This is a genomic window from Kocuria sp. (assembly GCF_030530945.1).
Taxonomy (GTDB): Bacteria; Actinomycetota; Actinomycetes; order Actinomycetales; family Micrococcaceae; genus Kocuria.
In genome coordinates this window covers 58,227-82,705 of record NZ_JAUMTZ010000005.1, presented here as the reverse complement: position 1 = coordinate 82,705, position 24,479 = coordinate 58,227, and the positions used below count along the sequence as shown (strand labels likewise).

General features: G+C 72.6%; 24 protein-coding genes. 3 read left to right on the top strand and 21 right to left on the bottom strand.

Annotation, left to right across the window (positions count from 1 at the left end; genetic code table 11):
* Positions 1 to 32 precede the first annotated feature (32 nt).
* The 16 genes from lysS to dacB all read right to left on the bottom strand — a co-directional run bounded on the left by lysS (position 33) and on the right by dacB (position 15,992).
* Complete coding sequence (lysS, locus tag Q4A22_RS06720) at positions 33 to 1,565, bottom strand: lysine--tRNA ligase (protein WP_303177974.1); 1,533 nt, start codon at positions 1,563 to 1,565, stop codon at positions 33 to 35.
* A gap of 24 nt (positions 1,566 to 1,589) precedes the next feature.
* Positions 1,590 to 2,438: a pantoate--beta-alanine ligase gene (gene panC / locus Q4A22_RS06715; protein WP_303177972.1), complete on the bottom strand. Its 849-nt coding sequence runs from the start codon at positions 2,436 to 2,438 to the stop codon at positions 1,590 to 1,592.
* Positions 2,435 to 3,436, bottom strand: coding sequence for a Rossmann-like and DUF2520 domain-containing protein (locus tag Q4A22_RS06710; protein ID WP_303177970.1), 1,002 nt, complete (start codon positions 3,434 to 3,436; stop codon positions 2,435 to 2,437). Before Q4A22_RS06710 ends, panC begins: the two co-directional genes overlap by 4 nt.
* 49 nt (positions 3,437 to 3,485) lie before the next feature.
* Complete coding sequence (locus Q4A22_RS06705; protein WP_303177968.1) at positions 3,486 to 5,270, bottom strand: PH domain-containing protein; 1,785 nt, start codon at positions 5,268 to 5,270, stop codon at positions 3,486 to 3,488.
* The gene (locus Q4A22_RS06700) at positions 5,267 to 5,782 is read right to left on the bottom strand and encodes a PH domain-containing protein (protein WP_303177967.1); all 516 of its coding nucleotides are present in this window, start codon (positions 5,780 to 5,782) and stop codon (positions 5,267 to 5,269) included. Before Q4A22_RS06700 ends, Q4A22_RS06705 begins: the two co-directional genes overlap by 4 nt.
* Positions 5,766 to 6,320 (bottom strand): DUF3180 domain-containing protein, encoded by a 555-nt coding sequence (locus Q4A22_RS06695; RefSeq protein WP_303177966.1) that lies wholly within the window; start codon positions 6,318 to 6,320, stop codon positions 5,766 to 5,768. The genes Q4A22_RS06700 and Q4A22_RS06695 overlap by 17 nt, the downstream gene beginning before the upstream one ends.
* Positions 6,308 to 6,832, bottom strand: coding sequence for a 2-amino-4-hydroxy-6-hydroxymethyldihydropteridine diphosphokinase (gene folK, locus Q4A22_RS06690; protein ID WP_303177965.1), 525 nt, complete (start codon positions 6,830 to 6,832; stop codon positions 6,308 to 6,310). Before folK ends, Q4A22_RS06695 begins: the two co-directional genes overlap by 13 nt.
* Entirely contained in the window at positions 6,832 to 7,233 is a 402-nt protein-coding gene (gene folB, locus Q4A22_RS06685) for a dihydroneopterin aldolase (protein WP_303177964.1), read from the bottom strand. Before folB ends, folK begins: the two co-directional genes overlap by 1 nt.
* A 7-nt stretch (positions 7,234 to 7,240) precedes the next feature.
* Positions 7,241 to 8,185, bottom strand: a complete 945-nt coding sequence (gene folP, locus Q4A22_RS06680; RefSeq protein WP_303177963.1) for a dihydropteroate synthase — start codon at positions 8,183 to 8,185, stop codon at positions 7,241 to 7,243.
* On the bottom strand, positions 8,182 to 8,838 hold the full coding sequence (gene folE, locus Q4A22_RS06675; RefSeq protein WP_303177961.1) for a GTP cyclohydrolase I FolE: 657 nt from the start codon (positions 8,836 to 8,838) through the stop codon (positions 8,182 to 8,184). Before folE ends, folP begins: the two co-directional genes overlap by 4 nt.
* A complete protein-coding gene (gene ftsH, locus Q4A22_RS06670) occupies positions 8,839 to 10,959 on the bottom strand; it encodes an ATP-dependent zinc metalloprotease FtsH (RefSeq protein WP_303178067.1) in 2,121 nt (706 codons plus the stop codon).
* 235 nt (positions 10,960 to 11,194) lie between these two features.
* Positions 11,195 to 11,746: a hypoxanthine phosphoribosyltransferase gene (gene hpt / locus Q4A22_RS06665; RefSeq protein WP_303177959.1), complete on the bottom strand. Its 552-nt coding sequence runs from the start codon at positions 11,744 to 11,746 to the stop codon at positions 11,195 to 11,197.
* Positions 11,743 to 12,885 carry a tRNA lysidine(34) synthetase TilS gene (tilS, locus tag Q4A22_RS06660; RefSeq protein WP_303177957.1) on the bottom strand — a complete coding sequence of 381 codons (1,143 nt, stop codon included), beginning with the start codon at positions 12,883 to 12,885 and terminating at the stop codon, positions 11,743 to 11,745. Before tilS ends, hpt begins: the two co-directional genes overlap by 4 nt.
* Positions 12,886 to 12,889: 4 nt before the next feature.
* Positions 12,890 to 13,360, bottom strand: a complete 471-nt coding sequence (locus Q4A22_RS06655) for a DNA-binding protein (protein ID WP_303177955.1) — start codon at positions 13,358 to 13,360, stop codon at positions 12,890 to 12,892.
* A gap of 42 nt (positions 13,361 to 13,402) precedes the next feature.
* Positions 13,403 to 14,500: a zinc-dependent metalloprotease gene (locus tag Q4A22_RS06650; protein WP_303177953.1), complete on the bottom strand. Its 1,098-nt coding sequence runs from the start codon at positions 14,498 to 14,500 to the stop codon at positions 13,403 to 13,405.
* 76 nt (positions 14,501 to 14,576) lie between these two features.
* Positions 14,577 to 15,992 (bottom strand): D-alanyl-D-alanine carboxypeptidase/D-alanyl-D-alanine-endopeptidase, encoded by a 1,416-nt coding sequence (dacB, locus tag Q4A22_RS06645; RefSeq protein ID WP_303177952.1) that lies wholly within the window; start codon positions 15,990 to 15,992, stop codon positions 14,577 to 14,579.
* A 296-nt stretch (positions 15,993 to 16,288) separates the two neighbouring features.
* Between dacB and Q4A22_RS06640 the strand changes: the two genes are divergently transcribed.
* Both Q4A22_RS06640 and Q4A22_RS06635 read left to right on the top strand, forming a co-directional pair.
* Entirely contained in the window at positions 16,289 to 16,804 is a 516-nt protein-coding gene (locus Q4A22_RS06640) for an inorganic diphosphatase (RefSeq protein ID WP_303177951.1), read from the top strand.
* 162 nt (positions 16,805 to 16,966) lie between these two features.
* Positions 16,967 to 17,815 carry a hypothetical protein gene (locus Q4A22_RS06635; RefSeq protein WP_303177950.1) on the top strand — a complete coding sequence of 283 codons (849 nt, stop codon included), beginning with the start codon at positions 16,967 to 16,969 and terminating at the stop codon, positions 17,813 to 17,815.
* A gap of 21 nt (positions 17,816 to 17,836) precedes the next feature.
* On the opposite strand, the gene Q4A22_RS06630 is transcribed toward Q4A22_RS06635, so the two are convergent.
* The 3 genes from Q4A22_RS06630 to serS all read right to left on the bottom strand — a co-directional run bounded on the left by Q4A22_RS06630 (position 17,837) and on the right by serS (position 20,969).
* Positions 17,837 to 18,469 carry a hypothetical protein gene (locus Q4A22_RS06630; RefSeq protein ID WP_303177949.1) on the bottom strand — a complete coding sequence of 211 codons (633 nt, stop codon included), beginning with the start codon at positions 18,467 to 18,469 and terminating at the stop codon, positions 17,837 to 17,839.
* A gap of 73 nt (positions 18,470 to 18,542) precedes the next feature.
* Positions 18,543 to 19,508, bottom strand: coding sequence for an HAD family hydrolase (locus Q4A22_RS06625; RefSeq protein ID WP_303177948.1), 966 nt, complete (start codon positions 19,506 to 19,508; stop codon positions 18,543 to 18,545).
* Between the two features lie 156 nt (positions 19,509 to 19,664).
* Positions 19,665 to 20,969 carry a serine--tRNA ligase gene (gene serS / locus Q4A22_RS06620; protein ID WP_303177947.1) on the bottom strand — a complete coding sequence of 435 codons (1,305 nt, stop codon included), beginning with the start codon at positions 20,967 to 20,969 and terminating at the stop codon, positions 19,665 to 19,667.
* Positions 20,970 to 21,095: 126 nt separating this feature from the next.
* Between serS and Q4A22_RS06615 the strand changes: the two genes are divergently transcribed.
* A complete protein-coding gene (locus Q4A22_RS06615) occupies positions 21,096 to 22,037 on the top strand; it encodes a diacylglycerol kinase family protein (protein ID WP_303177946.1) in 942 nt (313 codons plus the stop codon).
* Positions 22,038 to 22,125: 88 nt separating this feature from the next.
* Here the strand turns inward: Q4A22_RS06615 and Q4A22_RS06610 are convergent, their stop codons facing one another.
* Both Q4A22_RS06610 and pheA read right to left on the bottom strand, forming a co-directional pair.
* Positions 22,126 to 23,520, bottom strand: a complete 1,395-nt coding sequence (locus tag Q4A22_RS06610; protein WP_303177945.1) for a GntP family permease — start codon at positions 23,518 to 23,520, stop codon at positions 22,126 to 22,128.
* Positions 23,521 to 23,525: 5 nt separating this feature from the next.
* Positions 23,526 to 24,455 carry a prephenate dehydratase gene (gene pheA / locus Q4A22_RS06605; RefSeq protein ID WP_303178065.1) on the bottom strand — a complete coding sequence of 310 codons (930 nt, stop codon included), beginning with the start codon at positions 24,453 to 24,455 and terminating at the stop codon, positions 23,526 to 23,528.
* Positions 24,456 to 24,479 lie beyond the last annotated feature (24 nt).

Sequence of the window (24,479 nt, the reverse complement as noted above, 5' to 3'; positions counted from 1 at the left end):
ATGATTTCTGTGCGGGGGATCCCGCGGCGGGATCACTCAGGTTTCATGAGCGGGAACAGAATGGTCTCCCGGATCCCCAGGTTCGTGAACAGCATGATGAGCCGGTCCAGTCCAAGACCGAGACCACCCATGGGCGGTGCGCCGTGCTCCAGGGCGCGCAGGAAGTCCTCGTCCAGCTGCATGGCCTCGTCGTCCCCGGCCGCGGCCAGCCGCGACTGGGCCACGAGCCGTTCCCGCTGGATCACGGGGTCCACCAGCTCCGAGAAGGCCGTGCCCCGCTCCATGCCGCCGATGATCAGGTCCCACGCCTCGATGAGCCCGGGCTCGCTGCGGTGCGGGCGGGCCAGCGGCTGGGCGGCCGGCGGGTAGTCGTAGACGAAGGTGGGCTGGATCAGGGTGGGCTCCACGATCTCCTCGAAGAGCTCCATCACGAGTTTCTGAGCGTCCCACGCGGGATTCACGGGAATCTCGCGCTGCGCGGCGATCTCCCGCAGCCGCGCCGCCGGGGTTTCCGGTGTGATCTCCTGCCCCACGGCCTCGGAAAGACCCGGGTACACGGCCACCCACTCCCATTCCCCGAACAATTCAATGCGGCCCTGGGGTGTGTCCACGCCGTCCACGCCGAGCACCCGCGCGCATTCCTGGATGATCTCCTGAATGCGCTGCGCCATGACGAATTGGTCGGCGTACGCCTCGTAGGCCTCGAGCGTGGTGAATTCCGGGCTGTGGGAGGAGTCCACGCCCTCGTTGCGGAAGACCCGTCCGAGCTCGAAGACCCGGTCGATGCCCCCCACCACGGCGCGCTTGAGGTACAGCTCCGTGGCGATGCGCAGGGTCATGTCCTGGTCGAAGGCGTTCAGATGGGTCTCGAACGGCCTGGCCGCAGCACCGCCGTGCACCAGCTGCAGCATGGGCGTCTCGATCTCCACGTAGCCCTGCTCCTCCATGACCCGGCGCACGGTGCGGGTGATCAGGGAGCGGGTGAGAACCACGTCACGGGCCTCCTGGCGCACGAGGAGGTCCAGGTAGCGCTGGCGCACCCGGGTCTCCTCGTTGAGCTCCTTGTGCATGGTGGGCAGCGGGCGCAGCGCCTTGGACGCGAGGGTCCAGGAGTCCGCCATGACGGAGAGCTCCCCGCGGCGGGAGCTGATGACCCGTCCGGTGACGGCCACGAAGTCCCCGAGGTCCACGAGCGCCTTCCACTGCGCGAGGGGCTCGTCCCCCACGTTCGCCCTGGAGAGCATGACCTGCAGCCGGGTGCCGTCCCCCTCCTGCAGGGTCCCGAAGCACAGCTTGCCCGTGTTGCGCACGTGCACCACGCGCCCGGCGACGGTGACCGTGTGCTCGGTCTCCTCACCGGGCTCGAGGTGGCCGAAGTCCTCGCGCACCCGCGCGAGGGTGGTGGTGCGCCCCACGCCCACCGGGTACGGCTCCATGCCGGCCTCGGCGGCGGCCTGCCGCTTGGCGGCGCGCACCGACATCTGGTCGTTGAGCTCGCTCGCGCTCAGCTCCGGATCGGTGCTGGCGGGATCGGCGGGAACGGTGGTCTCAGGCTGCTCGGTCACAGTCGACCAGGATACCGCCCGCGCTCAGATGCGCATGTTGTCGATCAACCGGGTGGACCCCACCCACGCGGCCACGAGCGCCAGGGTCCCGGGCGTGGGATCCACGAGGGAGAGGTCCCGCGGGTCCACCGTCACGAGGTAGTCCAGGCGGACCCCGGCTTCCGCGCTCACGCGGCGTCGTGCCTGGTCCAGCGTGAGCTCCCCCGCCGCCAGTGCGCGCAGCGTGCGGTTCAGCACGAGCGCGTGCTCCGCCTGCTCCGGGGTGAGGTACTGGTTGCGGGAGGACAGCGCGAGCCCCTCCAGGGAGCGCACGATGGGCACGGGGCGGATCTCCACGCGGTGGTCGAGGTCACGGACCATCCGCTGCATCAGGAGCAGCTGCTGGGCGTCCTTCTCCCCGAAGTAGGCCCGGAACGGGGTGCCCGGGCCGGGGGCCATGATGGTGAGGAGCTTGTTGACCACGGTCAGGGCGCCGTCGAAGTGCCCGGGCCGGGTGGCGCCCTCCAGGACGGTCCCCGCCGCGCCCGCGGTCACGGACACCACGGGCCGCCCGTCCGGGTACATCTCCCGGGTCTCCGGAGCGAAGACGAGGTCCACACCCTCCTGAGCCAGCAGCGCGACGTCCTCGTCCAGCCGCCGCGGGTAGCTCTCGTAGTCCTCGCCGGGGCCGAACTGCAGCGGGTTCACGAACACGGAGACGACCGCCAGCTCGTTCTCGGCGCGCGTGCGCCGCGCGATCTCCAGGTGCCCGCTGTGCAGCGCACCCATGGTGGGCAGCAGCCCCACGCTCGCGGCTCCGCGCGCCACACGGGCGGCGATCTCCTCCCGGATCCCGGCCACGGTGGTGCACACCACGGGTCCCGTCACGGTCACTCCCCCTCCTCGAGCGCGGCCACGACCGCGCGGTACGTCGTCCCGTCCAGTCTGCCCGACGCCGCCGCGCGCCGCGCCGTCTGCCGCCCCAGCGCGCGATACGCGCTCAGCAGCTGCTCCCCCATGTCCTGCTCCGGTGCCGCGGGGCGCGGTCCGGGCGCGGCGGCGTCGTCCGGGGAGCCGGTGACCGCCTGGGAGGAGAGGGTGGGGGCGGAGCGGTGATCCCGCCCGGCGAGCTCCCGCAGCGCCGCCACGTGCGCGGCGACCGTGGAGACGTCCCCGCGGGCCACCGGGCCGGTGAGGGCGGACTCCCCGGAGGCCAGCGCGTTGTCCACCGTGGCGCGCACCAGCGGCCCCAGGACTCGGTCGGGGTGCTCCACACCGATCTCCCCGAGCAGCTGCATGGACTCGCCCAGCAGCGTCATCACGTGGTTGGAGCCGTGGGCGAGTGCCACGTGGTACAGCGGGCGGTCCGCCTCCGCGACCACCACGGGCTCCGCGCCCATCTCCACCACGAGGGCCTGGGCGATGGGGAGCACGGGTGCCGGGGCGGTGACGCCGAAGCAGCAGTCCACGAGCCGCTGCAGGTCCACGCTCAGCCCCGTGAATGTCATGGCCGGGTGCACCGCCAGGCCGATGGCCCCCGCGGCGCGCACCGGCTCCAGCACGTCCGTGCCGTAGCGCCCCGCCGTGTGCACTACGAGCTGGCCGGGCTGCCACGCCCCTGTGGCGGCGAGCCCGCTCACCAGCGCCGGCAGCTGGTCGTCCGGCACGGCCAGCAGCACGAGCTCGCTGCGCTCCACGATGGTCGGGACGTCCAGCACGGGCACGTCCGGCAGCAGCGCGTCCGCGCGCTCGCGGCTCTCCGGCGACGACGCGTGCACGCCCACCACGGCGTGGCCCGCCGCGCGCAGTGCCGCGCCCAGGACCGCGCCCACCTTCCCGGCGCTGACGACACCCACGCCGAGACGGCCGGGACGGTGACTGGACTGGGACACGGGAGACTCCTTGCGGGGGACGACGGCACGCACAGGCTAGCGCACGGTCTCACGCACCGGGGGTGGGCCGTGGTGCCCACGGGGCTCTCCCGGGGAAGCCCGGGTCCGTGGCTGCGGAGCCCACGGAGCCGGGCATGCCTGCACCGCCGGCGCTCACGCGCTCCCGGGCGAGACGGGCTGCGTCCGTGTGGCGCCGCTGCAGCTCACGGGCCCGCTCGACGTCCAGGTGCTCCACGGTGGTGGTCACGGACCCGGGCGTCACGTGCGCCGTGAAACCGCACAGGCCGAGCCGTCGCTCCACCGGGCCCTGCGCGAGAGCCGTGGACTGCGTCTTGTGGTGCGGGAGCACACTGGCGTGGCGGCCCAGGCGACCCCCTCGAAGCACCAGCACGGCGTGGTCCATCGCGAAGCCCGTGCGCCGCCACGTGAGCGGGTCCAGCCAGCGGGCGCGCCGGGGACTCGTGGTGAAGCTCCCCGCGTCTCCGAACCCCGTGAGACCCTCGCGCACGAGCTCCACGGGGGCCGCCTCCAGCGGCAGCACCAGGGCCAGGACCTGAGCCACGTCCGCCCACGTGCCCACGGGCAGCACCACCGAGCCGAGACCCTCCCCGTCCCCCGCACCGCTCTTGCCTGCGGTGACCACCGTGACCCGGTGCCCGCCGAAGGGGCGCCACAGCAGCGGCGCGGTGACCTCCAGCGCCTGCACCCTCCCCGCGGGAATGGTGGACGAGCGCTCGTTGAACAGACCCGCCCGGGTCCGCACACCCGCGGGGACCTCGCTGAGCGTGAACCCCCAGCTGCGCTCCAGGCGCGAGTACAGCCCGGACACCACGGCCAGCAGCAGCGGCAGCGCCGAGGGCAGCGACACCACCAGGGCCTCCGGGACCCACACGGACAGCCCCGCCGTGGCGAGCGCGAGCAGCGCCAGCACCACGGTCGGCGGCGAGCAGACCAGCCCCAGCAGCACCCGCAGGGTCGGGATGGTGAGCACGGGCCGCGCCTCGTCCCGCTCGGTCAGCAGACCGTGTCTGCGCGCCACCCGGATGTCCGCGCCCTCGCGTTTGCCGGGGAGGCTCCGGCCGGGCACGACGGCGCCCGCGGCGTCCAGGGGGTCGGTTCCGTCCCCGGCGGGTGCGGCATGGGAGGACGCCGCCCGGGAGAACGCCGTGGCCCAGGGCGCCGGCCGGGTGGACCGCGCCGCTGCAGCGGGCTGGGACGCGGCGGCCTCGGCACCGCGAACGGGGCCGGGACCGGGCGGCGTCGCCCCCGGCTGCTGCAGGCTGGCCCGGTGGGCCGCGGCGAGAAGCTGCCGCCGCAGCTCCAGCGCGTGGGCGCGGCCCAGGTAGGACAGCTCCAGGACGCTGGTGCCGCCGTCGGCCACGTCGAACTTCAGGGACGCGAGCCCCAGGACGCGGGGCAGGAAGCGGCGCTCGATGTCGATGCCCTGCACCCGGTCCAGCCTGGCCTGGCGCTGCGTGCGGAAGAGCCAGCCGCTGCGGAAGCGCACGTGCTCGTCCGTGATCTGGTAGCGGATGAACCACCACGAGAGCAGCCCCAGGCCCACCAGCACGCCCAGCACCCCGCACAGCACGGCAACGACCAGCCCGGCACCGATCAGCTGGATGGAGCCACCGAGGTCCACGTCCACGGGTTCGTGCCGCAGCAGCGCGGTGAGGAAGTCGTCCAGGAAGGTGTTGGCGATCCCCCAGACCAGGGCCACCAGCAGCAGCCAGCTCCGCACGAACGGGGTGAAGGGGTGGACCCGGTGCCACTCGCCGTTGGCCTCCCGAGCCGTCCCGGGGGAGTCCTCCCGTGCGGCGTCCCGGCGCGTCACAGGCCCACCATGTGCTCTTCCCCGCGCTCCGTGAGCTGCTCCCGCAGCCGGTCCGCCTCCACCCGGGACAGCCCGGGCAGCACGGCGTCCGTGTTCGCGGCCGCGGTGTGCAGGGTCACCGAGGCGAGCCCGAAGGCGTGGAGCAGCGGTCCCGTGCGGATGTCCACGTACTGCATGCGCCCGTAGGGAACCACCGTGACGGTGCGGAAGAAGAGCCCCTTGCGCAGCCACAGCTCCGTGGGCGCCTCCGCGTAGCCGATGGCCCGCACCCGGCGCGGGACCAGCACGAGGTTCACCCCGCCCCACACGAGCACCACGGCGGGGGGCAGCCACACCCACCACGGCGCGCCCGGGTCCCCGCCGCCCAGCAGCGTGATCCCCAGCGGGATGCACGCGAGACATGCCCAGACGAGCATGCCCACGGCCGCGCCGATCAGGCGGACCGGGACGTACCGCGGCGAGACCTGCCGCCACCGCATCCCCTGCGGGCCGAGGTCAGCGCTCTCGCGCATAGCCGCCCTCCCCTCCCGCGTACGGGCCCGACCGCCCGTCGAGGGGGGTCCCACCCTGCGCGTCCGGATCGTCCGGTGGCAGCCGGCACCAGCGCTCCACGATCCACCCCAGCACCGCCAGGAGGATCCCGGAGACCACGTGGACCACGCACAGCCACAGCGGCTCCTGGGTGGAGCGCACCCCGAGCAGCGCCGCCTGCTCCACGCCCAGCCCCGTGTGCCACCCGGCGCACAGCGCGCCGTAGTAGGCCACCGCCTGCGCCGCGGCCGCGGTGCCCACCGCCCACACCGGGTCGTAGGGCTTGCGCCGCGCCGGATCACGACGCCGCCCGGCCCCCTTGCCGGGATCGCGGTACGCCCGCACGCGCAGCCCCAGGTACCCCACGACGACCGCGGCACCCAGCTCCGCGAGCAGGCTGACCCACGGCAGGATCAGCATGCTCTGCACACCGCCCCCCACCGCGTGGTCCAGGCTCCATCCCACGGCGGCGGCCACGGCGGCCACCGCCACGAGGCTCAGCAGGTTCAGGTAGCGCACGCGGGATCCTCCTCCGGTCGCAGCAAAAACTCGGTCACCGTGAGGTCCGCGAGATCCGGGGCCGTCCGTGCCAGCTCCGCCACGGACTCCCCCTCCAGCACGGCCTCGGGGTCCATCAGCGCCCACGGCTGCAGCACGAAGGCACGCTCACGGGCGCGAGGGTGGGGCAGGAGCAGCCGCGGGTCCGCGCTGCGCACACCCTCCACGCACACCACGTCCAGGTCCAGGGTGCGGGGCCCCCAGCGCACCTCGCGTGTGCGGCCGTGGCGCCGCTCGATGTCCTGGCACACTTCCAGCACCTGCCACGGCGTCAGCTCCGTGGACAGCTGCACCACGGCGTTGAGGTAGTCCGGTGAGCCCCCCGGCCCGCCCACGGCCCGGGTGCTCACCACGGGCGAGACCGCGGTGACCGTGGTCCCGGGGGTCTCCTCCAGCTCGCGGACGGCCGCGCGCAGCACGGCGAGCCGGTCCCCGAGGTTCGCCCCCAGGGCCACGACGCACCGGGCCGCCATCAGTCCAGGCCCCCCGGACGGTCTCCCCGCGCACGGGAGATGCTCACCGCCACGTCCGAGAACGTCACGTCGATCGGCGCCTTGGGCTTGTGCACGGTGACCTCCAGCTCCGCGATCGCCGGGAAGCGCTCCAGCAGCGTGCGGGCCAGCTCCTCCGCCAGCGCCTCGATGAGCTGGAACCGGGTGCCGATGATGATCTCCCGCACCAGCTCCGCGACCTCGCCGTAGTGCACCGTGAGGTGGAGGTCGTCCGTGGTGCCGGCCGGGCGCAGGTCCAGGTGGAGCACGAGGTCCACGAAGAACGGCTGCCCGCTGCGACGCTCCTTCTCGAAGACGCCGTGGTACCCCACGGCGCCGAGGCCGGTGAGGACGATGCGGTCGCGGTGGGTGGTCTCGGTCATGGCGGGTTCAGTCCTCGTGGTCGTCGCGGGGGCGCAGCAGGGGCGGTTGGACGCCCAGCCAGGCGTGGGCGGTGGCGACCGCGTCCACGGTGGCGGGGACGTCGTGCACGCGCACGGCCCACGCTCCCCCGAACGCGGACAGCGCGCTGACGGCGGCGGTGGCGGTGTCCCGCTCCGTGACCGGACGCGGTTCCCCGCCACGGGCCAGCAGCGATCCCAGGAAGCGCTTGCGGGACGCGGCCACCAGGACCTTGTTCCCCTGCTCCCGCAGCAGCGGCAGGGCCCGCAGCAGCTCCCAGTCCTGTCCCCCGGCCTTGGCGAAGCCCAGTCCGGGGTCCAGGATCAGCCGCTCGGGCCGCACACCGGCCGCGTACAGCCGCTCCCGGACCCCCAGCAGCTCGCCCAGCACGTCCGCGACGGTGTCCCGGTAGTGGGCGAGCGTGGTCATGGTCTCCGGGGTCCCGCGCGAGTGCATGAGCACGTACGGGACGCCGGTGGCGCCCACGAGCTCGACCATCCGCGGGCTCACGTTCGTGCCGGAGACGTCGTTCACGATCTGCGCGCCGGCGTCCACCGCGGCCTCGGCGGTCTCGGGGTTGAGCGTGTCCACGCTGACCACGACGCCGCGGCGCGTCAGCTCCCGGATCACGGGCAGCACCCGGCGCTGCTCCTCCCTCGGCGCCACGCGCTGGGAGTGCGGCCGGGTGGACTCCCCGCCCACGTCCACGAGGTCCGCTCCCTGCGCCGCCAGCCGCAGGCCGTGGGTGATCGCGGCGTCCTCGGTGTCGTGGGCGCCCCCGTCGCTGAAGGAGTCGGGGGTCACGTTGAGGATCCCCATCACCAGGGTGCGCCCCGTGGGCAGCGCCTCGAAGGTGCCCCACCCGAGCGGCTCCCCACTCGAAGGTGCGAGCGGTCCGGAGGGCGGGGCGGCGTCGTGGTGCGGGGCGGTCATCGGCTGTGCCCCGCGACGATCAGGTTCATGGCCTCCGCCCGGGTGGCGGGATTGCGCAGCTGCCCGCGCACCGCGGAGGTGACCGTGCGGGCACCGGGCTTGCGCACCCCGCGCATGGACATGCACAGGTGCTCGCACTCCACGACCACGATGGCCCCGGCCGGGTGCAGGTGCTCCTCGAGCGCCTCCACCACCTGCGTGGTGAGCCGCTCCTGGACCTGTGGGCGCTTGGCGTAGAGGTCCACGAGCCGCGCGAGCTTGGACAGGCCCGTGACCTTCCCCTCCGCGCCGGGAATGTAGCCCACGTGGGCCACCCCGTGGAAAGGCACCAGGTGGTGCTCGCACGTGGAGTAGAAGGGGATGTCCCGCACCAGGACCATCTCGGAGTGGCCGATGTCGAAGGACGTGGCGAGCAGCTCGGCGGGGTCCTCGTGCAGGCCCGCGAAGACCTCTGCGTAGGCGCGCGCCACCCGGGCGGGGGTGTCCCGCAGCCCGTTGCGGTCCGGGTCCTCCCCCACCGCCAGCAGGATCTCCCGCACGGCGGCCGCGATCCGTGGCTGGTCGATGGCCGGGTCCAGGGCGGAGTCCGCAGCGTGCTCGGCCCAGGAACCGGAGACGGGCTCGGGCAGCTCGTCAGGAGATGGCGGCGTCATTCAGTCGTTCTCCCGCCGGACACCGCCCGGTTCCTGACCGGGGTCCCCGCCGACAGAGCCGGTCTGGTCCTCGCCACCGGGCTGCGGGTCCTGGTGCTCGGGGACCTCCAGCGGGTGCTCGGGCTTCGCGGCCACGGCCTGGTCCTGGGGCGCCATGCTCTCCGGGTCCTGCAGGTTCTTCCGCCGCGCCTCCTCACGCTCCGCCGCTGTCACCACCGGGGGGACGTCCGAGACCTCGCGCTCCTCGCCCGACTGCCACACGGGACGCAGGTCGCGCTGGCGCACGTCCCGGAAGATCTCCCGGATCTGGGCCTCGTTGAGGGTCTCGCGCTCCAGCAGCTCCAGGGCCAGCCGGTCCAGCACGTCCCGGTTCTCCAGGAGGATCCTGTGGGCCTCGTCGTGGGCCTGCTCCAGCAGCACCCGCACCTCGTCGTCCACGACCGCCAGGGTGTGGTCCGAGTACTCCTTGGAGCCGGAGCCCATCTCGCGGCCCACGAACGGGTCCGAGTTGTCCCCGCCGATCTTCACGGAGCCGATCCGAGAGCTCATCCCGTACTGGGTGACCATCTTCCGGGCCGTGTCCGTGGCCTTCTGGATGTCGTTGGAGGCACCCGTGGAGGGGTCGTGGAAGACGATCTCCTCCGCGGCGCGCCCGCCCATGGCGTAGGCCATCTGGTCCAGCAGCTCGTTGCGGGTGGTGGAGTACTTGTCGTCCACGGGCATCACCATGGTGTAGCCCAGGGCCCGTCCGCGCGGCAGGATGGTGATCTTGGTGACCGGGTCCGTGTTGCGCAGGGCGGCGGCCACCAGGGCGTGCCCGCCCTCGTGGTAGGCCGTGACCTTGCGCTCGAGCTCCTTCATCACGCGGGAACGCTTCTGGGGTCCCGCGATCACACGGTCGATGGCCTCGTCCACGGCACGGTCGTCGATCAGCTGCGCGTGGGAACGGGCGGTCAGCAGGGCGGCCTCGTTCATCACGTTGGCCAGCTCCGCACCCGTGAAGCCGGGGGTGCGCTTGGCCACCGAGGCGAGGTCCACGTTCTGGGCGAGCGGCTTGTTCTTGGCGTGCACGCGCAGGATCTGCTCGCGGCCCTTCATGTCCGGGGCGTCCACGCCGATCTGCCGGTCGAAGCGCCCCGGGCGCAGCAGCGCGGGGTCCAGCACGTCCGGGCGGTTCGTGGCCGCGATCAGGATCACGTTGGTGTTCGCGTCGAAGCCGTCCATCTCCACGAGCAGCTGGTTCAGGGTCTGCTCGCGCTCGTCGTTGCCGCCGCCCATGCCGGCGCCGCGCTGGCGGCCCACGGCGTCGATCTCGTCCACGAAGATGATGGCCGGGGCGTTCTCCTTGGCCTGCTGGAACAGGTCCCGAACGCGGGAGGCGCCCACGCCCACGAACATCTCCACGAAGTCCGAGCCGGAGATCGAGTAGAACGGGACGCCCGCCTCACCGGCCACGGCCTTGGCCAGCAGGGTCTTGCCGGTGCCGGGAGGGCCGTAGAGCAGCACACCCTTGGGGACCTTGGCGCCCACGGCGGTGAAGCGGTCGTGCTCCACCAGGAACTGCTTGATCTCGTCGAGCTCCTGCACGGCCTCGTCCGCGCCGGCAACGTCCGCGAAAGTGACCTCGGAGTTCTCCTTGTTGAACATCTTGGCCTTGGACCGGCCGAACTTCATGGCCTGCCCACCGGTCTGCATGCGGGAGAACAGGAACCAGAAGATCCCCATGATGATCAGGAAGGGCAGCAGGAACCGGACCAGGGAGAGGAACCAGTTGTTCTCCACCGGCTGGTCGGTGAAGCCCTGCAGGTGGGCGTCGTTGACGGCGTGCACCACGTCCTCGGCGCGCGGCTCCACGTAGTAGAACTCCACGTCCTTGCCAAGGTTCTGGTCCCCCTGCTGGAGGTCGTCCTTGAGGGTGAGCTCCACCTTCTGCTCACCGTCGTAGATCTTGGCCTCCGTGACCTTGTCGTCGTGGAGGAGGTTCAGGCCCACGTTGGTGTCCACACGGGACGTGGAGGGCGAGAAGAGACTCGCGCCCACGGGCACCAGGACCAGAATGGCCAAGAGGATCCAGAAGACTGGTCCCTTGAAGAAACTCGTGGGTTTTTTTGCCGTGGCCAAGCCGTTGATCCTCCCGTGGACGTGACACGCACCGTGCTGGCCGGCCTCCCTGCGGGCCCGCAGCCCGGTGACCCGGGAGACGGACACGACGACCGTGGCGCGCATGGCACAATCTATCGCTTCGAATGACGCCTCGGCGTCCGGTGCGCCGCACGTTCTTTCTCAGCGCACACGAGAACGTCACGGTACACGTGCCGTCCCCGCGTTCACTGGGAGCGGGAGCACCGCCCGGGGGTCACTCGTACACGTGCGGGGCGAGGGTGGCGATGCACTCCAGGTTGCGGTACTGCTCCGCGAAGTCCAGCCCGTAGCCCACCACGAACTCGTTCGGGATGTCCCAGCCCACGTAGCGCACGTCGATGCTGGTCTTCATGGCGTCCGGCTTGCGCAGCAGCGTGCAGATCTCCACGGAGCGCGTCCCGCGGGACTCCAGGTTGGTGCGCAGCCAGGACAGCGTGAGACCGGAGTCGATCACGTCCTCCACGATCAGCACGTCCTTGCCGTGCAGATCCGTGTCCAGGTCCTTGAGGATTCGCACCACGCCGGAGGACTTGGTGCCGGAGCCGTAGGAGGAGACCGCCATCCAGTCCATGGGGTACTGGCCCTCGAGCTGGCGCATCAGGTCCGCCATGACCATCACGGCTCCCTTGAGCACGCCCACGAGCAGGACGTCCCGCCCCTGGTAGTCGCGGTCGATCTGCTGGGCGAGTTCGCGGACCTTCTCGGCGATCTGTTCCTTGGTGAACAGGATGCTGCTCAGGTCGTCTGCGACGTGTTCGGCCTTCACTGGGCACTCCCGGGGTTGTTCTGGGTGGTCGTCTCCTGCGGTGCGCGCCCGCTCCGCAGCTCCAGGCGGCCCCGCGCGTGAGCCGCGTCCGCGCGGTGGCGCCACGCTGTCACCTTACCCGCCATCTGCACGGGTCCCGCGGCGCCATGTCCCAGGGCGAAGTCCTCCAGTGCCCCCAGCCGCTCGAACGTGGGAGTCTCTCCCCCGGCCGCAACACATGCCCGCGCCAGCACACGTCTCCGCAGCGCCGCGGGGGTCTCCTGCAGGGCCGCCCCGTCCAGCACCACGGAGGACGACGCCGCCCGCGCGCTCCGGGGCTCGGCGCCCCTCCCGGACGGGGCGACCAGGGCGGCGTCGTAGGCGGCCGCGGCCTGCTCGTCCAGGTAGTCGGCGTCCGCGCCGAGGACCGAGGCGGTGCGGGCGAGGGCCCGACACACCCCCGGGCCCAGCTGTGCCTCGAGGTACGGCAGCACCTCGTGGCGGATGCGGGAGCGGGTGAGGGCGGTGTCCCCGTTGGTGGGGTCGTGCCAGGGCTCGAGGCCCTCCGCGGCGCACACGGTCTCCGTCTCCGCGCGGGTGACGTTGAGCAGGGGGCGCAGGTAGCGCACGCCGTCCCGCACGAGCCGCCCTGGCATGCCGGACAGGGACCGCGTGCCTGAACCCCGGGTGAGGCCCAGAAGCACGGTCTCCGACTGGTCGTCGCGGGTGTGCCCCAGCAGCACGGCCACCGCACCGGTGCGCAGCGCCACCGAGCGCAGCGCCTCGTAGCGGGCGAGGCGGGCGGCCATCTCCGGGCCGGTGCCCGCGCGGCGCACGTCCACGCGCTCCACGGCCACGGGGTCCAGGCCCAGGTCCCGAAGGAGGCAGGCGGTGCGGGCCGCCACCTCGGCGGAGCCCTCCTGCAGCTGGTGGTCCACCACCACCGCACCCACGCGAGCCTTCCCGCGCCGCTGCAGGTGGGCGGTGGCGGCGGCCAGCGCCAGGGAATCAGCGCCTCCGCTGCACGCCACCAGGATGAGGGGTGCAGCACCGGAGCCCTCCTCCCCCGCCCCGGCGAGCAGGGGCTCGACCGAGCGCGCCACCGCGCGCCGCGCCCGGGCCACCACTGGGTTCAGCCGACCACTGCGACCTCGCTGCACGGACTCAGCCCTGCGCGGCGGCGGTCCGCTGGGCGGACTCCTCGGCCATGGCCAGCACCTTGGACAGCACGGGCGTGCTGCTGCCCAGCATGACCAGGGCGCGCTCCAGCTCGCCCACCGGGACCACGGAGGCCAGGGCGGTCACCGCGTCCGTCTCGGTGCTGATGCTGGTGCGGATCTGGGAGGTGGACAGCACCGGCTGCGAGGCCTCCACCCGGGTCAGCACGGCTTCCCTGTCCGAGGCTCCCGCGCTGTCCTCGAGCATGACCAGGCGTTCATACACAGCCGGGTTGCCGATCTTGATGCGTCTGCCGCTGATGAGTTGGGAGAGCATGGGCGCGGACAGGCCCAGAACTTGGGCCAGCCTGCGCTGCGTAATGCCGTAGGCCCCCACCACGGCGCCAAAACGCTCTGACAACGGCTGACCGTACAGCCGGATCTGTTGATTGATGTTTTCAGAGCTCACGGGGGCCATCTTGACACACGGATCCGGTGGACTGCCCGGCAGGGGCCCGCCTCAGCCGAGCACCCGCTCCATCCACGCCCGGGGATCGTGGATCTCCGCCTCGGTGGGCAGTGTCTGCGGGGACTCCCACACGGTGTTGAAGCGCTCCATCCCCACGCGTTCCACCACGTGCTCCACGAACCTCTGGCCGTTGCTGTACTGGCGCATCTTCGCGTCCATGCCCATGAGGGAACGCACCATGCGGTCCAGGGCCCCGTGGTTGGAGGAGCGGGCGTCGAACCGGCGGCGGATGGTCTTCACGGACGGCACGATGCTCGCATCCACAGCATCCATGACGGCGTTCGCGTGGCCCTCCAGCAGGGACATCACAGCAGTGATGCGCGAGAGGCTCTCCCGTTCGGCGTCCGTGAGCAGGTGGGTCACGGGTCCCAGCCCGGCATCGGGACGCGGACCCTGGGAGCGCCCCACCAGCGCGGCCCCCGCGGCCCGCATCCGCTGCCACGCCGTGGCGTCCAGGGAGCTCAGCTGCGCGATCAGCCCCAGCATGTGGTCACGCAGCCAGGGGGCCGCCGCGAACTGCACGCGGTGCGTCTGCTCGTGCAGGCACACCCACAGCCGGAAGTCCTCGGGCGCCACGTTGAGCTCGCGCTCGGTCCACAGCACGTTGGGCGCCACGAACATGAGCCGGCCCCCGGGGTGCAAGCGGGCGGCCTGTTCCGAGACCAGACCCGCGTACGGGTCGTACTGGCCCAGCACCCTGGCGGAGAGGAAGCCCACCAGGGCGCCCATCTCCGCGGCGGCGGCCGTGGCTCCCACACCGCGCAGGGCGGCGTCGAACTTGGCGGGGTCCTTCGCGCGGAGACGGTCGAAGACGGGCTGCATCAGCACGGAGAACGTCTGGGTGTTCGCCTTGGACCACCCCGCGCGGTCCACCACCAGAACGGTGGAGTCCCGCAGGTTCTCGGCGGCGTCCAGGCGCGTGATGGCGTGGACGTGGTGAACGGACTCGTGGGCGAAGTAGCGCAGCGACTCCACGGCCCGGGACATCTCACGGGGCGCCGGTGTGGGCCCCGGAGGTGTGACCTTGGCGGCGATCTGCGCGGCGGTTCCCCAGTCCACGGGCGAACGGCGGGTCGGTTCTGTGCTCATGCGCTCACTCAACCACACGACCCCGACCGGTGCGGGCGCGGCGACCGGCAACTTCCCGGACCCGGCGGGCACGCACTCACGCGGAGCGGGCGAGCGCGGCCACGGTGCGGTCCGCCCGGTCCCTGGCCTGGTCCGTGCGGCCACTGACTCCGTTGAGCACCAGGGAGTACGCCAGCACGCGGCCGTCCTCGCGCTGCGCGTACCCGGACAGGGCGACGACGTCCAGCAGCGTTCCCGTCTTGGCGCGGCTGACCCCCCGGGCCGGAGCCTCGGCGGGGTCGTCGAAGCGGGTGGCCAGGGTGCCCGCCCCTCCCGCCACGGGCAGGCCCTGGCCGTAGGGTCCGAAGCGCGGTTCGGTGACCAGTTCGCTCACCGTCTGGGCGAGCGTGACGGGGGTGACGCGGTTGCCGGGGGCCATCCCGCTCGCGTCCAGCACCTCCAGCCCGGTGACGTCCACCCCGTGATCTCGCAGCGTGGTGGGCAGCAGGTCCCGCACGCCGGCCACGCCGCCCTCCCGGCCCGAGCGCACCGCCGCGACCCGCGCCAGGGTCTCGGCGAGGGAATTGTCCGAGTGCGCCAGCATGTAGGCCGCCTGCTCGTGCACGGGGGCGGACTCCACCCGCGCCAGCTCGGCGGCACCCTGGGGGGCGGGTGCGGCCGCCCGGAGCGTGACCTGCGCGCCCCCCAGCTCCTCCTGCAGCCGCTGCACGAACGCCTCCGCCGCGGCCGCCGAGGGGTCGTCCGGCCTGTCCCCGTGGTCCCCGGGGTCGCCGCCGTCCGCGGTGGGCACGCGGTGGGAGTACAGGGCGATGGGCGAGACCCGGGTGATCTCCCCGCTCGCGAGGTCCTCCTCCTGCCACGCCGGGTTGCGGTCCGGACCGGTGAACAGGCTCGTGTCCACGGCCACGGTGACCGGACCCGACGCCGCCTCCTGCGAGCGCTCCCGCAGGGCCCGGGCGGTGCGCTGCGCGAGGGTGCCCAGCCCAGCGCGGCCGTCCACGGCACCGGGGTCCCCTGCCCCGGGAGCCAGGAGACTGTCCCCTCCGGCCACCAGGGTCAGCTCACGGGGGTCCTCCCCGGCGACCACCGTGGTGGCGAGGCGCTCGTACGGACCCACGTGCTCGGCGAGGCTCAGGGCGGTCAGCAGCTTCTGGTTCGAGGCCGGAACCATGGCGCGGGTCTGGGAGTCCCCGGCCAGGACGGTGTCCTCCCCGAGCTCAGTGACCGCCGCCGCGGCGGTGCCCGGGGCGCCGTCGAGCCCGGAGATCAGGGCCTCGCGCACACCGTCCGTGGACACGGGACCCGGGGACGAGGAGGCGGTGGGCGAGGAGACGGTGCCCTCCGGACGCACCCGGTCCACCAGTGCAGGCCGGATCTCCGCCACCGCAGCGGGGACCACCAGGACCGTGGCCGTGCAGAGCGCCGCGAGCAGCAGCGCGCACACCACGGCCCACGCCGTGCGGCGCCGAGGGGAGGACGGGGTCTGCACCATGGCCCCATCCTCCTGAACCCGTCCGACACGCACAACGCGCCACCCCTCCCGCCGCGCGGACCACGGGGCGGACGCGCCCGGTGGGACAGCGCGCCACCCCCGTGCGCCGGACGAGCGCGGGGCGGGCGAACGAACCCCGGAGGCACGCCACGGAGCACTCCCCACTCCCCCGGGTGCGGTGCGCGGCGGCCACGGCCGCTATCGTGAGTGCATCCGACCGTGCGCGCGGAAGCGTGTGCACGGTGCCGGGTGGACGAGACACCCGCAGCACATCACCCGACCCAAGGAGTTTCACCATGGAGCTGGACGTCACCATCGAGATCCCCCGCGGCTCTCGCGTCAAGTACGAGATCGACCACGAGACCGGCCGCATCCGCCTGGACCGCGTGCTCTTCACCTCCATGCAGTACCCCACCCACTACGGCTACTTCGAGGACACCCTGGGTGAGGACGGCGACCCCCTGGACGCCCTGCTGATCCTGGACGTGGACATCATGCCCGGCGTGATCGTGGAGGCCCGACCCATCGCCGTGTTCAACATGACCGACGAGGCCGGCGGGGACGCCAAGGTGCTGTGCGTGTCCACGGACAAGCGCTACGACCACATCCAGGGCCTGGAGGACGTCAACGAGTTCCTGCAGAAGGAGATCCAGCACTTCTTCGAGCGCTACAAGGACCTGGAGCCCAACAAGTGGGTCAAGGGCGAGGGCTGGGAGGGCAAGGAGACCGCCGAGCGTCTCATCGTCGAGGCGCAGCAGCGCTTCGAGCAGTCCCAGTACGACTCCGCCGCGGAGGCCGAGCAGGACGACTGAGTCCCGCACCCGTTCCACCACGGGGTCCCCGCAGCCGAGGCACGACCCGGCGGCGGGGACCCCGTCGCGTGGCGGGGCTTATGCGTGTCGGCGCGCGGTGGTGGGATGGGACCAGTTCCGATCCACCCGGTCCCATCCCGCCCGGTCCCGATCCTCCCGGAGGTGAGCACGGTGTTCGATCCCCAGCCCCACGGGGCCGAGCGCGTCTACGTGCTCCACGGCACGGACTCCACCCAGGTCCTGGGTCCAGCGCCGCTCATGGAGCGCGTGCAGGTGCTGCTCTCCGCGGTGGGCGTGCTGCCCGCGCGGGAGCCCTCCGCGCACCCGGACATCACGGACCGGCCCTTCACGGCGGAGTCCCCTGACCCCCACGACCACGAACGGCCCACGGTGTGGTCCCGGCAGCGCAGCACCGTGTCGCAGGTGTCCGTGGAACTCGGCGCGGAGCGGTTCTGGGACCGCGTGCACGCCGGCAGCTGGGCCACCTGGCAGGACCGCTGGCCGGATCCCGGTCAGGAGCCGCTGTTCCCCCCGCGGTCGCCGGACTGGCTCGTCGGCGCCCCGCGCTGGGAACTCGATCCGCTCGCCCCCGCGCTGGGCCCGGCGGCGTCGGGCGGCTGGGTGCGCAGCCCGACCCGGGGCTGGGACGACGCCGCCGGGACCGCCTCCCCGAGCGCGGCACCCGGACCGGGCGGGGAGCCTGCGCCAAACGGCGTGCCCATGCCGAACAAAGACCCCCATCCGAGCGGGGAGACACCTCAGCACCACGGGGTGGGGCTGTTCCAGCTCACGGACCTGGAGTCCTTCTGGATCTTGGCCACCGAGGAGGACATCCCGCAGATCACGCAGCGGTGCGAGGCGCTCTCCGCCGAGCACCCGGCCTTCACATGGCTCACGGGCTACTTCGACGCCCGGGACGTCCCCGGTTCCCTCCGCCTGCCCGCCGAGTGCCTTCCGCTGCTGGAGGCAGACCTCACGGCAGCGGGGTTCCCGGTGGACACGTGGTGGTGACACCGGTGGGCACCCCGCTGCTCAACCCTGGAAGGACTCCGCCGACTCGCACAGCCGCAGCAGGGTGGCGGCCGCCGGCCGGGCCCGCCACTCCTCGTTCCACAGCGAGCGCACCACGGCCTTGGAGACGGCCTGGGGCGTGATCCCGAGCTGCTGCGCCACGGTCCTCTGCTGACCCCGGGCGCCGGGGACCATGAGGTCCACCACGCGCCACTCCGCCTCGCTGCGCTCGGCCACCACCTGGCCCACGAGCGTGAGCACCGCCTCCGCCTGCTCCGCGGCCACCGGGTCCGCGGCACTCACTCGCACCGAGACCCGGTCCGTACGGCGGACGTGCTGGGCGGCGTGGTGCCCGAAGGCCATGCCGGGGCCCTCCGCCGTGACCGCCACGCGGCCGTCCTCCTGGTCCACCCGGGTGAGGAAGACGTCCCCCACGCCGATGCCCACGGCATAGCGGTTCTCCCGCAGCGCGATCATGGTGGCGTCCACGGCGGCGTCCGCGTGCTGGGTGAGACCGCGCACCAGCCCCGGGCCCGTGGGCTGGAACGGCGCCCGCGCGGGGAGCCCGCTCAGCTGCCGGCACACCTCGCGGTCCACGGCAGGGTCCGGGCGGGCGGCATCCGCCACGCGCTGGGTCAGGGTCAGGACGAACACGGTCCCAGTATCGCAGTTCGATGCGATGTCACGGGCCGTGGCCCGCTCGACCTCGCCGGGCCCCACCCTGTCCTCAGAGCAGGGTGCGCAGGACGGCCGCGGCTCCGTCGTCGTACACGCTGGTGGTGACCTCGTCCGCGACGCCGGCGACCTCGTCCGGGGCCTGGCCCATGGCCACCCCGCGGGCGGCCCACTGCAGCATCTCGACGTCGTTGCGCCCGTCCCCCATGGCGATGGTGTGCGCCGGGTCCACGTCCAGGTGCCGGCGGATCTGCTCCAGGGCGCTGGCCTTGGAGACGCCGTTCGCGGCCACGTCCAGCCACGAGGACCAGCCCACGGAGTAGGCCACACCGTGCAGCCCGGCCCGCTCGATGGCGTCCGCGAAGTCGCCGGGAGCGTCCGTGGCGCTGTAGACCACCAGCCGCACGGCGGGGATCTCAGCGAGCTCGTGGAGGTCCACGCCCACCGCCTCGATGCCGAAGGACGCGTCCTGGAAGCGCTCGGTGGAGTAGAAGCGGCCGTCCGCGCCCTCCAGCGCGAACTTGGCGGTGGGCAGCCCGCTCGCCAGCGCCCGCAGCGCGTGGGCAGGGTCGAAGCTCACACGGTCCGTGACCTCGTAGTGCTCGGGCAGCTCGGGGTCCAGGCGCAGGGTCACGCCGCCGTTGGAGCACACCGCGAAGCCGGAGTCGACGTGCGCCTGCCGGATCACGGGCAGCGTGGCGCCCATGGACCGGCCCGTGGAGATGACCACGTGGTGCCCGGCCGCCACCACGGCGCGCAGGGTGTCCTTCACGGCCCGGGACATCCGGCCGTCGTGGTCCACGAGCGTGCCGTCCACGTCCAGCGCCACGAGGTAGGAGACCCCGGGTTCCACGGTCCACGAGCTGCCGCGCGGTGTCTGGAGTTTCACGTGCGCCATGGCGGCCGCGGCATTCTGCGCCCGCTCGGTGGCGGCGCGGTCCCGGTCCACGGTGTGGGGGCCGTCAGAGTTTCGGTCGTCGGTCTGCCGGTCGTCGGTGCCGGCGCGGGAGTCAGTCATGGGAGTCATGGTGCCACACGAGCACGCGGTCATGACCGGCGGTGGGCCCCCGGATGGACCGCCGGTGAACCCCGTCCGCGAGGCAGCGGACGACGCCGCCCGCGCACCGTGCGCGGGCACGGCGGGCGGGCGGCGTCGTCGGGCTCTCCGGTCCCGTCAGGCGACCGGGCGCAGGACCTCCTGGCCGCGCATGTAGGGGCGCAGGACCTCGGGCACGGCCACGGAGCCGTCGGCCTGCTGGTGGGTCTCGAGCAGGGCCACGAGCCAGCGGGTGGTCGCCAGGGTGCCGTTGAGGGTGGCCACGGCGCGCGTGCCGCCCTTCTTGACCTTGCCGTTCGCGTCCGTGGTCTCCGGCAGCCGCTCGCGGATGTTGAGGCGGCGGGCCTGGTAGGTGGTGCAGTTGGAGGTGGAGGTCAGCTCGCGGTACCTGCCCTGGGTGGGGATCCACGCCTCGCAGTCGAACTTGCGGGCCGCGGAGGTGCCCAGATCCCCGGCGGCGGTGTCGATCACCCGGTAGGCCAGCCCGCACGCCCGCAGCATCTGCTCTTCCCACGCAAGCAGCCGCTCGTGCTCGGCGGCGGCGTCCTCGGGGTGGCAGTAGACGAACATCTCGAGCTTGTTGAACTGGTGGACACGGATGATCCCGCGGGTGTCCTTCCCCGCGGAACCGGCCTCGCGGCGGTAGCAGGAGGACCACCCGGCGTAGCGCAGCGGGCCCTCGGAGAGGTCCAGGATCTCGTCCGCGTGGTAGCCGGCCAGGGCCACCTCGGAGGTACCCACGAGGTAGAGGTCGTCCTTGCCCACGCGGTAGATCTCGTCGTCGTGCTCCACGTCGAAGCCCGTGCCGTTCATGATGGCCGGGCGCACCAGGTTGGGCGTGGTCATGGGGATGAAGCCGTTGTCCAGGGCGAGGTCCTGCGCGGCCATCAGCAGCGCGGTCTCCAGACGGGCCACGTCCCGCTTGAGGAAGTAGAACCGGGAGCCGGAGACCTTGGCGCCGCGCTCCATGTCGATGCCGTCCAGCAGCTCGCCGAGCGCCAGGTGGTCGCGCGGCTCGAAGCCCTCGGCGGCGAAGTCCCGGGGCGTGCCCTCGGTGCGCAGCTGCACGAAGTCGTCCTCGCCGCCGGACGGGATGCCCGGGACGATGAGGTTGGGGAACTGCGCCACGAGCTCCTGCTGGGCGGCCTGCGCGGCGTCCGCGGCCGCCTGGGCGGCCTTGACGTCCGCGGCCAGCTGCTTGACCTGCGCGAGCAGCTGCTGCTTCTCCTCGCCCGTGGCCTTGGCAACCTTCTTGCCGAACGCGTTCTGCTGGGCGCGCAGAGACTCGAACTCGGTGATCGCCTCGCGCCTGCCAGCGTCCGCCTCGAGGATGGCGTCCACGAGGGTCGCATCCGCCCCGCGGGCGGCCTGGGAGGCACGGTAGGTGTCAGGGTCGGCGCGCAGCTCGTTGATGTCGATCACGCCTCCAGGGTAGCCAACGGATGCCCGGCGGCGCGATGCAGCGCCCCCGCGCGGGGCGCCCAGCCCGCGCCCGTAGACTGGAGGACCTCTCCAGCCGCCCTTCAACCGATCCAGGAAAGGGACCCCGTGCGTGACAACACATGGACGCCCCAGCGAGTGGCCGTCGTCGTCAATCCCACCAAGGCGCTCGCGCACGTGGCCCAGGACGCCGTGATCATCGCGTGCCGCAAGGCCGGGTGGGCCGACCCCGTGATCCTCGAGACGGCCGCGGACGACCCCGGCTTCTCGATGGCCCGCAGGGCTGTGGAGATGGGGGTGGACGTGGTGCTCGCCGCCGGTGGGGACGGCACCATCCGCGCCGTGGGCGAGTCCCTGGCCGGAACGGACATCCCCCTGGGCCTCGTGCCCCTGGGGACGGGCAACCTGCTGGCCCGGAACCTGGAGGCGGACCTCGCGGATCCGCACCACTCGGCGGACGTGGCCCTGTTCGGCTCCGAGAAGGCCATCGACACCATTGCCATGCACCTGGAGACCGCGGACGGGCGCACCGAGGACCACCGGTTCCTCGTGATGGGCGGGGCCGGCTTCGACGCCCAGATCATGGCGGACACCCGGGACGACCTCAAGGACCTGGTGGGCTGGGTCGCGTACGGCGAGGCCGGGCTGCGGCACCTGTTCAACGGCCCGCGCTGGGCCCGGTTCAGCGTGGACGGCGGGCCCTGGACCGCCCGGCAGGTGCGCTCCGTGATGGTCTGCAACTGCGGTGAGCTCACCGCCGGCGTGGTCCTGGTCCCCAAGGCCCGGCTGGACGACGGCTTCCTGGACCTCGTGGTCATGACGCCGCGTTCCGTGGTGGGCTGGCTCGGGATGGTGGGCAAGGTCGTCTTCCGCCACCGCCACGAGCTGCCCGTGATCGACTACTACAGCGGCAAGACCGTGCGGGTGGAGTTCCACGAGCCCATCGAGTGCGAGGTGGACGGGGACCCGCTGGGCAGCATCAGCGCGTTCGAGTCCACCGTGGACCACCGTTCGCTCAAGGTGCGGGTGCCGCCCTCCCAGGCCGACTGACACGCCCCGCGCACCGCGAACGGCCCGGGTCCCCGCGCAGGGGACCCGGGCCGTTCGGTGTGCGCCCCCGGTCGGGGAGCCGGGTGGCTCAGAACGCGCCGGCGAGCCCGAAGATGACGGCGGCGAGCGCGAAGCCCACCACGCCGATGATGGTCTCCAGCACGGTCCAGGTCTTGAACGTGGTGCGCACGTCCATGTCCAGGAAGCGGCCCACGAGCCAGAACCCGGAGTCGTTCACGTGGGAGAGCACCACGGAGCCCGCGGCCACGGCCACGACCATCGCGGCGAGCTGCACCGCGTTGTAGTTCCCGGCCAGCACGGCCGGGGCCACGAGACCGGCTGCGGTGGTCAGGGCCACGGTGGCGGAGCCCTGGGCCACGCGCATCACGGCGGCGATCAGGAAGCCCGCGAGGATCACGGGGATCCCCAGGTCCGAGAGCACGTTCTCCAGGGCGTCGCCGATCCCCGAGGTGCGCAGCACCCCGCCGAACATGCCACCGGCACCGGTGATCAGGATGACCGAGCACACGGGGCCGAGGGCGGACTCGAAGGTCTTCTCGATGGCGCTGCCGCTCAGACCGCGCGCGCGGCCGATGGTGAGGGCCGCGATGACCAGGGTGACCGTCAGCGCGATCGGGGTCTCACCGAGTGCCCGCAGCAGCTGGTACCAGGTTTGGGACGCGGTGTCCTCGGAGACCGCGCCGGACTTGGCGAGGGTGCCCAGGCCGGTGTTGAGGAAGATCAGCACCATGGGCAGCAGCAGCATGGCCACCACGGTGCCCACCTTCGGCGGGTTGGAGACGTCCTCCGCGCGGCCCAGGATGCTGGGCACGGGGAGGTTGATGCGGCGCCCGGCGATCTTGCCGAACAGGTAGGAGGAGACGTACCACGCGGGGATCGCGCAGATCAGGCCCACCAGGATGATGTAGCCCACGTTCGCCTCGAAGAACGTGGCGGCGGTGACCGGTCCCGGGTGGGGCGGGAGGAACACGTGCATCACGGAGAAGGCGCCCACGGCCGGCAGGGCGTACGTGAGCACGCTGCCGCCGAGCCGGCGTGCGACCGAGAAGACCACGGGCAGCATGACCACCAGGCCGGCGTCGAAGAAGATGGGGAAGCCGAACAGCAGCGAGGCCACGCCGAGCGCCAGGGGCGCCCGCTTCTCCCCGAACGCGCGGATCAGCCGGTCCGCGAGCACCTGCGCGCCGCCGGAGGTTTCGAGCAGCCGCCCGAGCATGGCGCCGAGGCCCACGAGCAGGGCCACGCTGGCCAGGGTCTTCCCGAACCCGTCGAGCATCACGGGCACCACCTGGTCGGTGGGGATGCCCGTGGCGAAGGCTGTGAGGGCCGAGATGATGATCAGGGCCAGGAACGCGTGGACCCGCAGTTTGATGATGAGCACCAGCAGCACCGCAATGGCCGCCGCTGCGATGAGCAGCAGGGGGCCCGCTGTGAGCGTCTGGCTCCAGCCCTCGATCTCCATGGACGTCACTGTCCTTTCAGGTTGTCGACCCACGAACGGGCCTGGATGAACGCGGCGTCGCTGTGCTGCGACGCCACGGGTACCACGCGCTCGTCCGCGCGGGGGTATGAGCCGAGGAACCGGGTGCGGGGACAGATCCGGCGCACGCCCATGAGGGCGTCTGCCACACGGTCGTCCTGGATGTGCCCGTCGATGTCCACGGAGAAGAAGTAGTGGCCCAGGTGGGTCTTGGTGGGGCGGGACTCGATCCGGGTGAGGTTGACCCCCCGGGTGGCGAACTGCTCCAGGATGTCCAGCAGCGCACCGGGGCGGTCCTCCCACAGGGGGACCACGAGCGAGGTCTTGTCCGCTCCGGTGCGCGCGGGTGTGGGGGCCTCGGGGCGGGCCACGAGCACGAAGCGCGTGACGGCCTGCCTGTTGTCCCCGATGTCGTCCGCCAGCACGTGCAGCTCCGGGTGCTGCTCGGCCACCGCGGGGGAGCACACGGCGGCGTCGTAGCCGAGGCCCGCGGTGCTCACTCCCCCGGCGCCGTCGAGCATGGCCACCGCGGCCGCCGCCGTGGAGGGTGCGGGGACGTATCCCACGCCGGGGAGGTTCTCCTCGGTCCAGCGGCGGATCTGCGCCCACGCGACCGTGTGGGTGGACACCGTGCGCACGTCCGCCAGACCGGTGCCCTCCGGGGCCACGAGCAGGAAGCGGATGGGCACCACGATCTCGCGCAGGATCCGCAGCTCGGCACCGAAGGAGACATCGTCCAGGGTGGCGGTCACCCCGCCCTCCACCGAGTTCTCGATGGGCACCACGGCGGCGTCCGCGCGGTCCTCACGGACGGCGGCCAGAGCGGCGGGCACCGAGCCCATGGGGGTGCGCACGGCGGCGTCGGCCCCCGTGACCCGCAGCAGGGCAGCCTCCGTGAATGTGCCCTCCGGTCCCAGAAAGGCGTACCGACGGGGGCGTGG

Bases quoted from the DNA above. Each gene is read 5' to 3' on its own strand.
- Q4A22_RS06700 (WP_303177967.1), bottom strand. From the start codon at position 5,782: ATGCGCGAGAGCGCTGACCTCGGCCCGCAGGGGATGCGGTGGCGGCAG.
- folK (WP_303177965.1), bottom strand. From the start codon at position 6,832: ATGGCGGCCCGGTGCGTCGTGGCCCTGGGGGCGAACCTCGGGGACCGG.
- folB (WP_303177964.1), bottom strand. From the start codon at position 7,233: ATGACCGAGACCACCCACCGCGACCGCATCGTCCTCACCGGCCTCGGC.
- folP (WP_303177963.1), bottom strand. From the start codon at position 8,185: ATGACCGCCCCGCACCACGACGCCGCCCCGCCCTCCGGACCGCTCGCA.
- folE (WP_303177961.1), bottom strand. From the start codon at position 8,838: ATGACGCCGCCATCTCCTGACGAGCTGCCCGAGCCCGTCTCCGGTTCC.
- Q4A22_RS06655 (WP_303177955.1), bottom strand. From the start codon at position 13,360: ATGGCCCCCGTGAGCTCTGAAAACATCAATCAACAGATCCGGCTGTAC.
- Q4A22_RS06650 (WP_303177953.1), bottom strand. From the start codon at position 14,500: ATGAGCACAGAACCGACCCGCCGTTCGCCCGTGGACTGGGGAACCGCC.
- dacB (WP_303177952.1), bottom strand. From the start codon at position 15,992: ATGGTGCAGACCCCGTCCTCCCCTCGGCGCCGCACGGCGTGGGCCGTG.
- Q4A22_RS06640 (WP_303177951.1), top strand. From the start codon at position 16,289: ATGGAGCTGGACGTCACCATCGAGATCCCCCGCGGCTCTCGCGTCAAG.
- Q4A22_RS06625 (WP_303177948.1), bottom strand. From the start codon at position 19,508: ATGACTGACTCCCGCGCCGGCACCGACGACCGGCAGACCGACGACCGA.
- Q4A22_RS06610 (WP_303177945.1), bottom strand. From the start codon at position 23,520: ATGGAGATCGAGGGCTGGAGCCAGACGCTCACAGCGGGCCCCCTGCTG.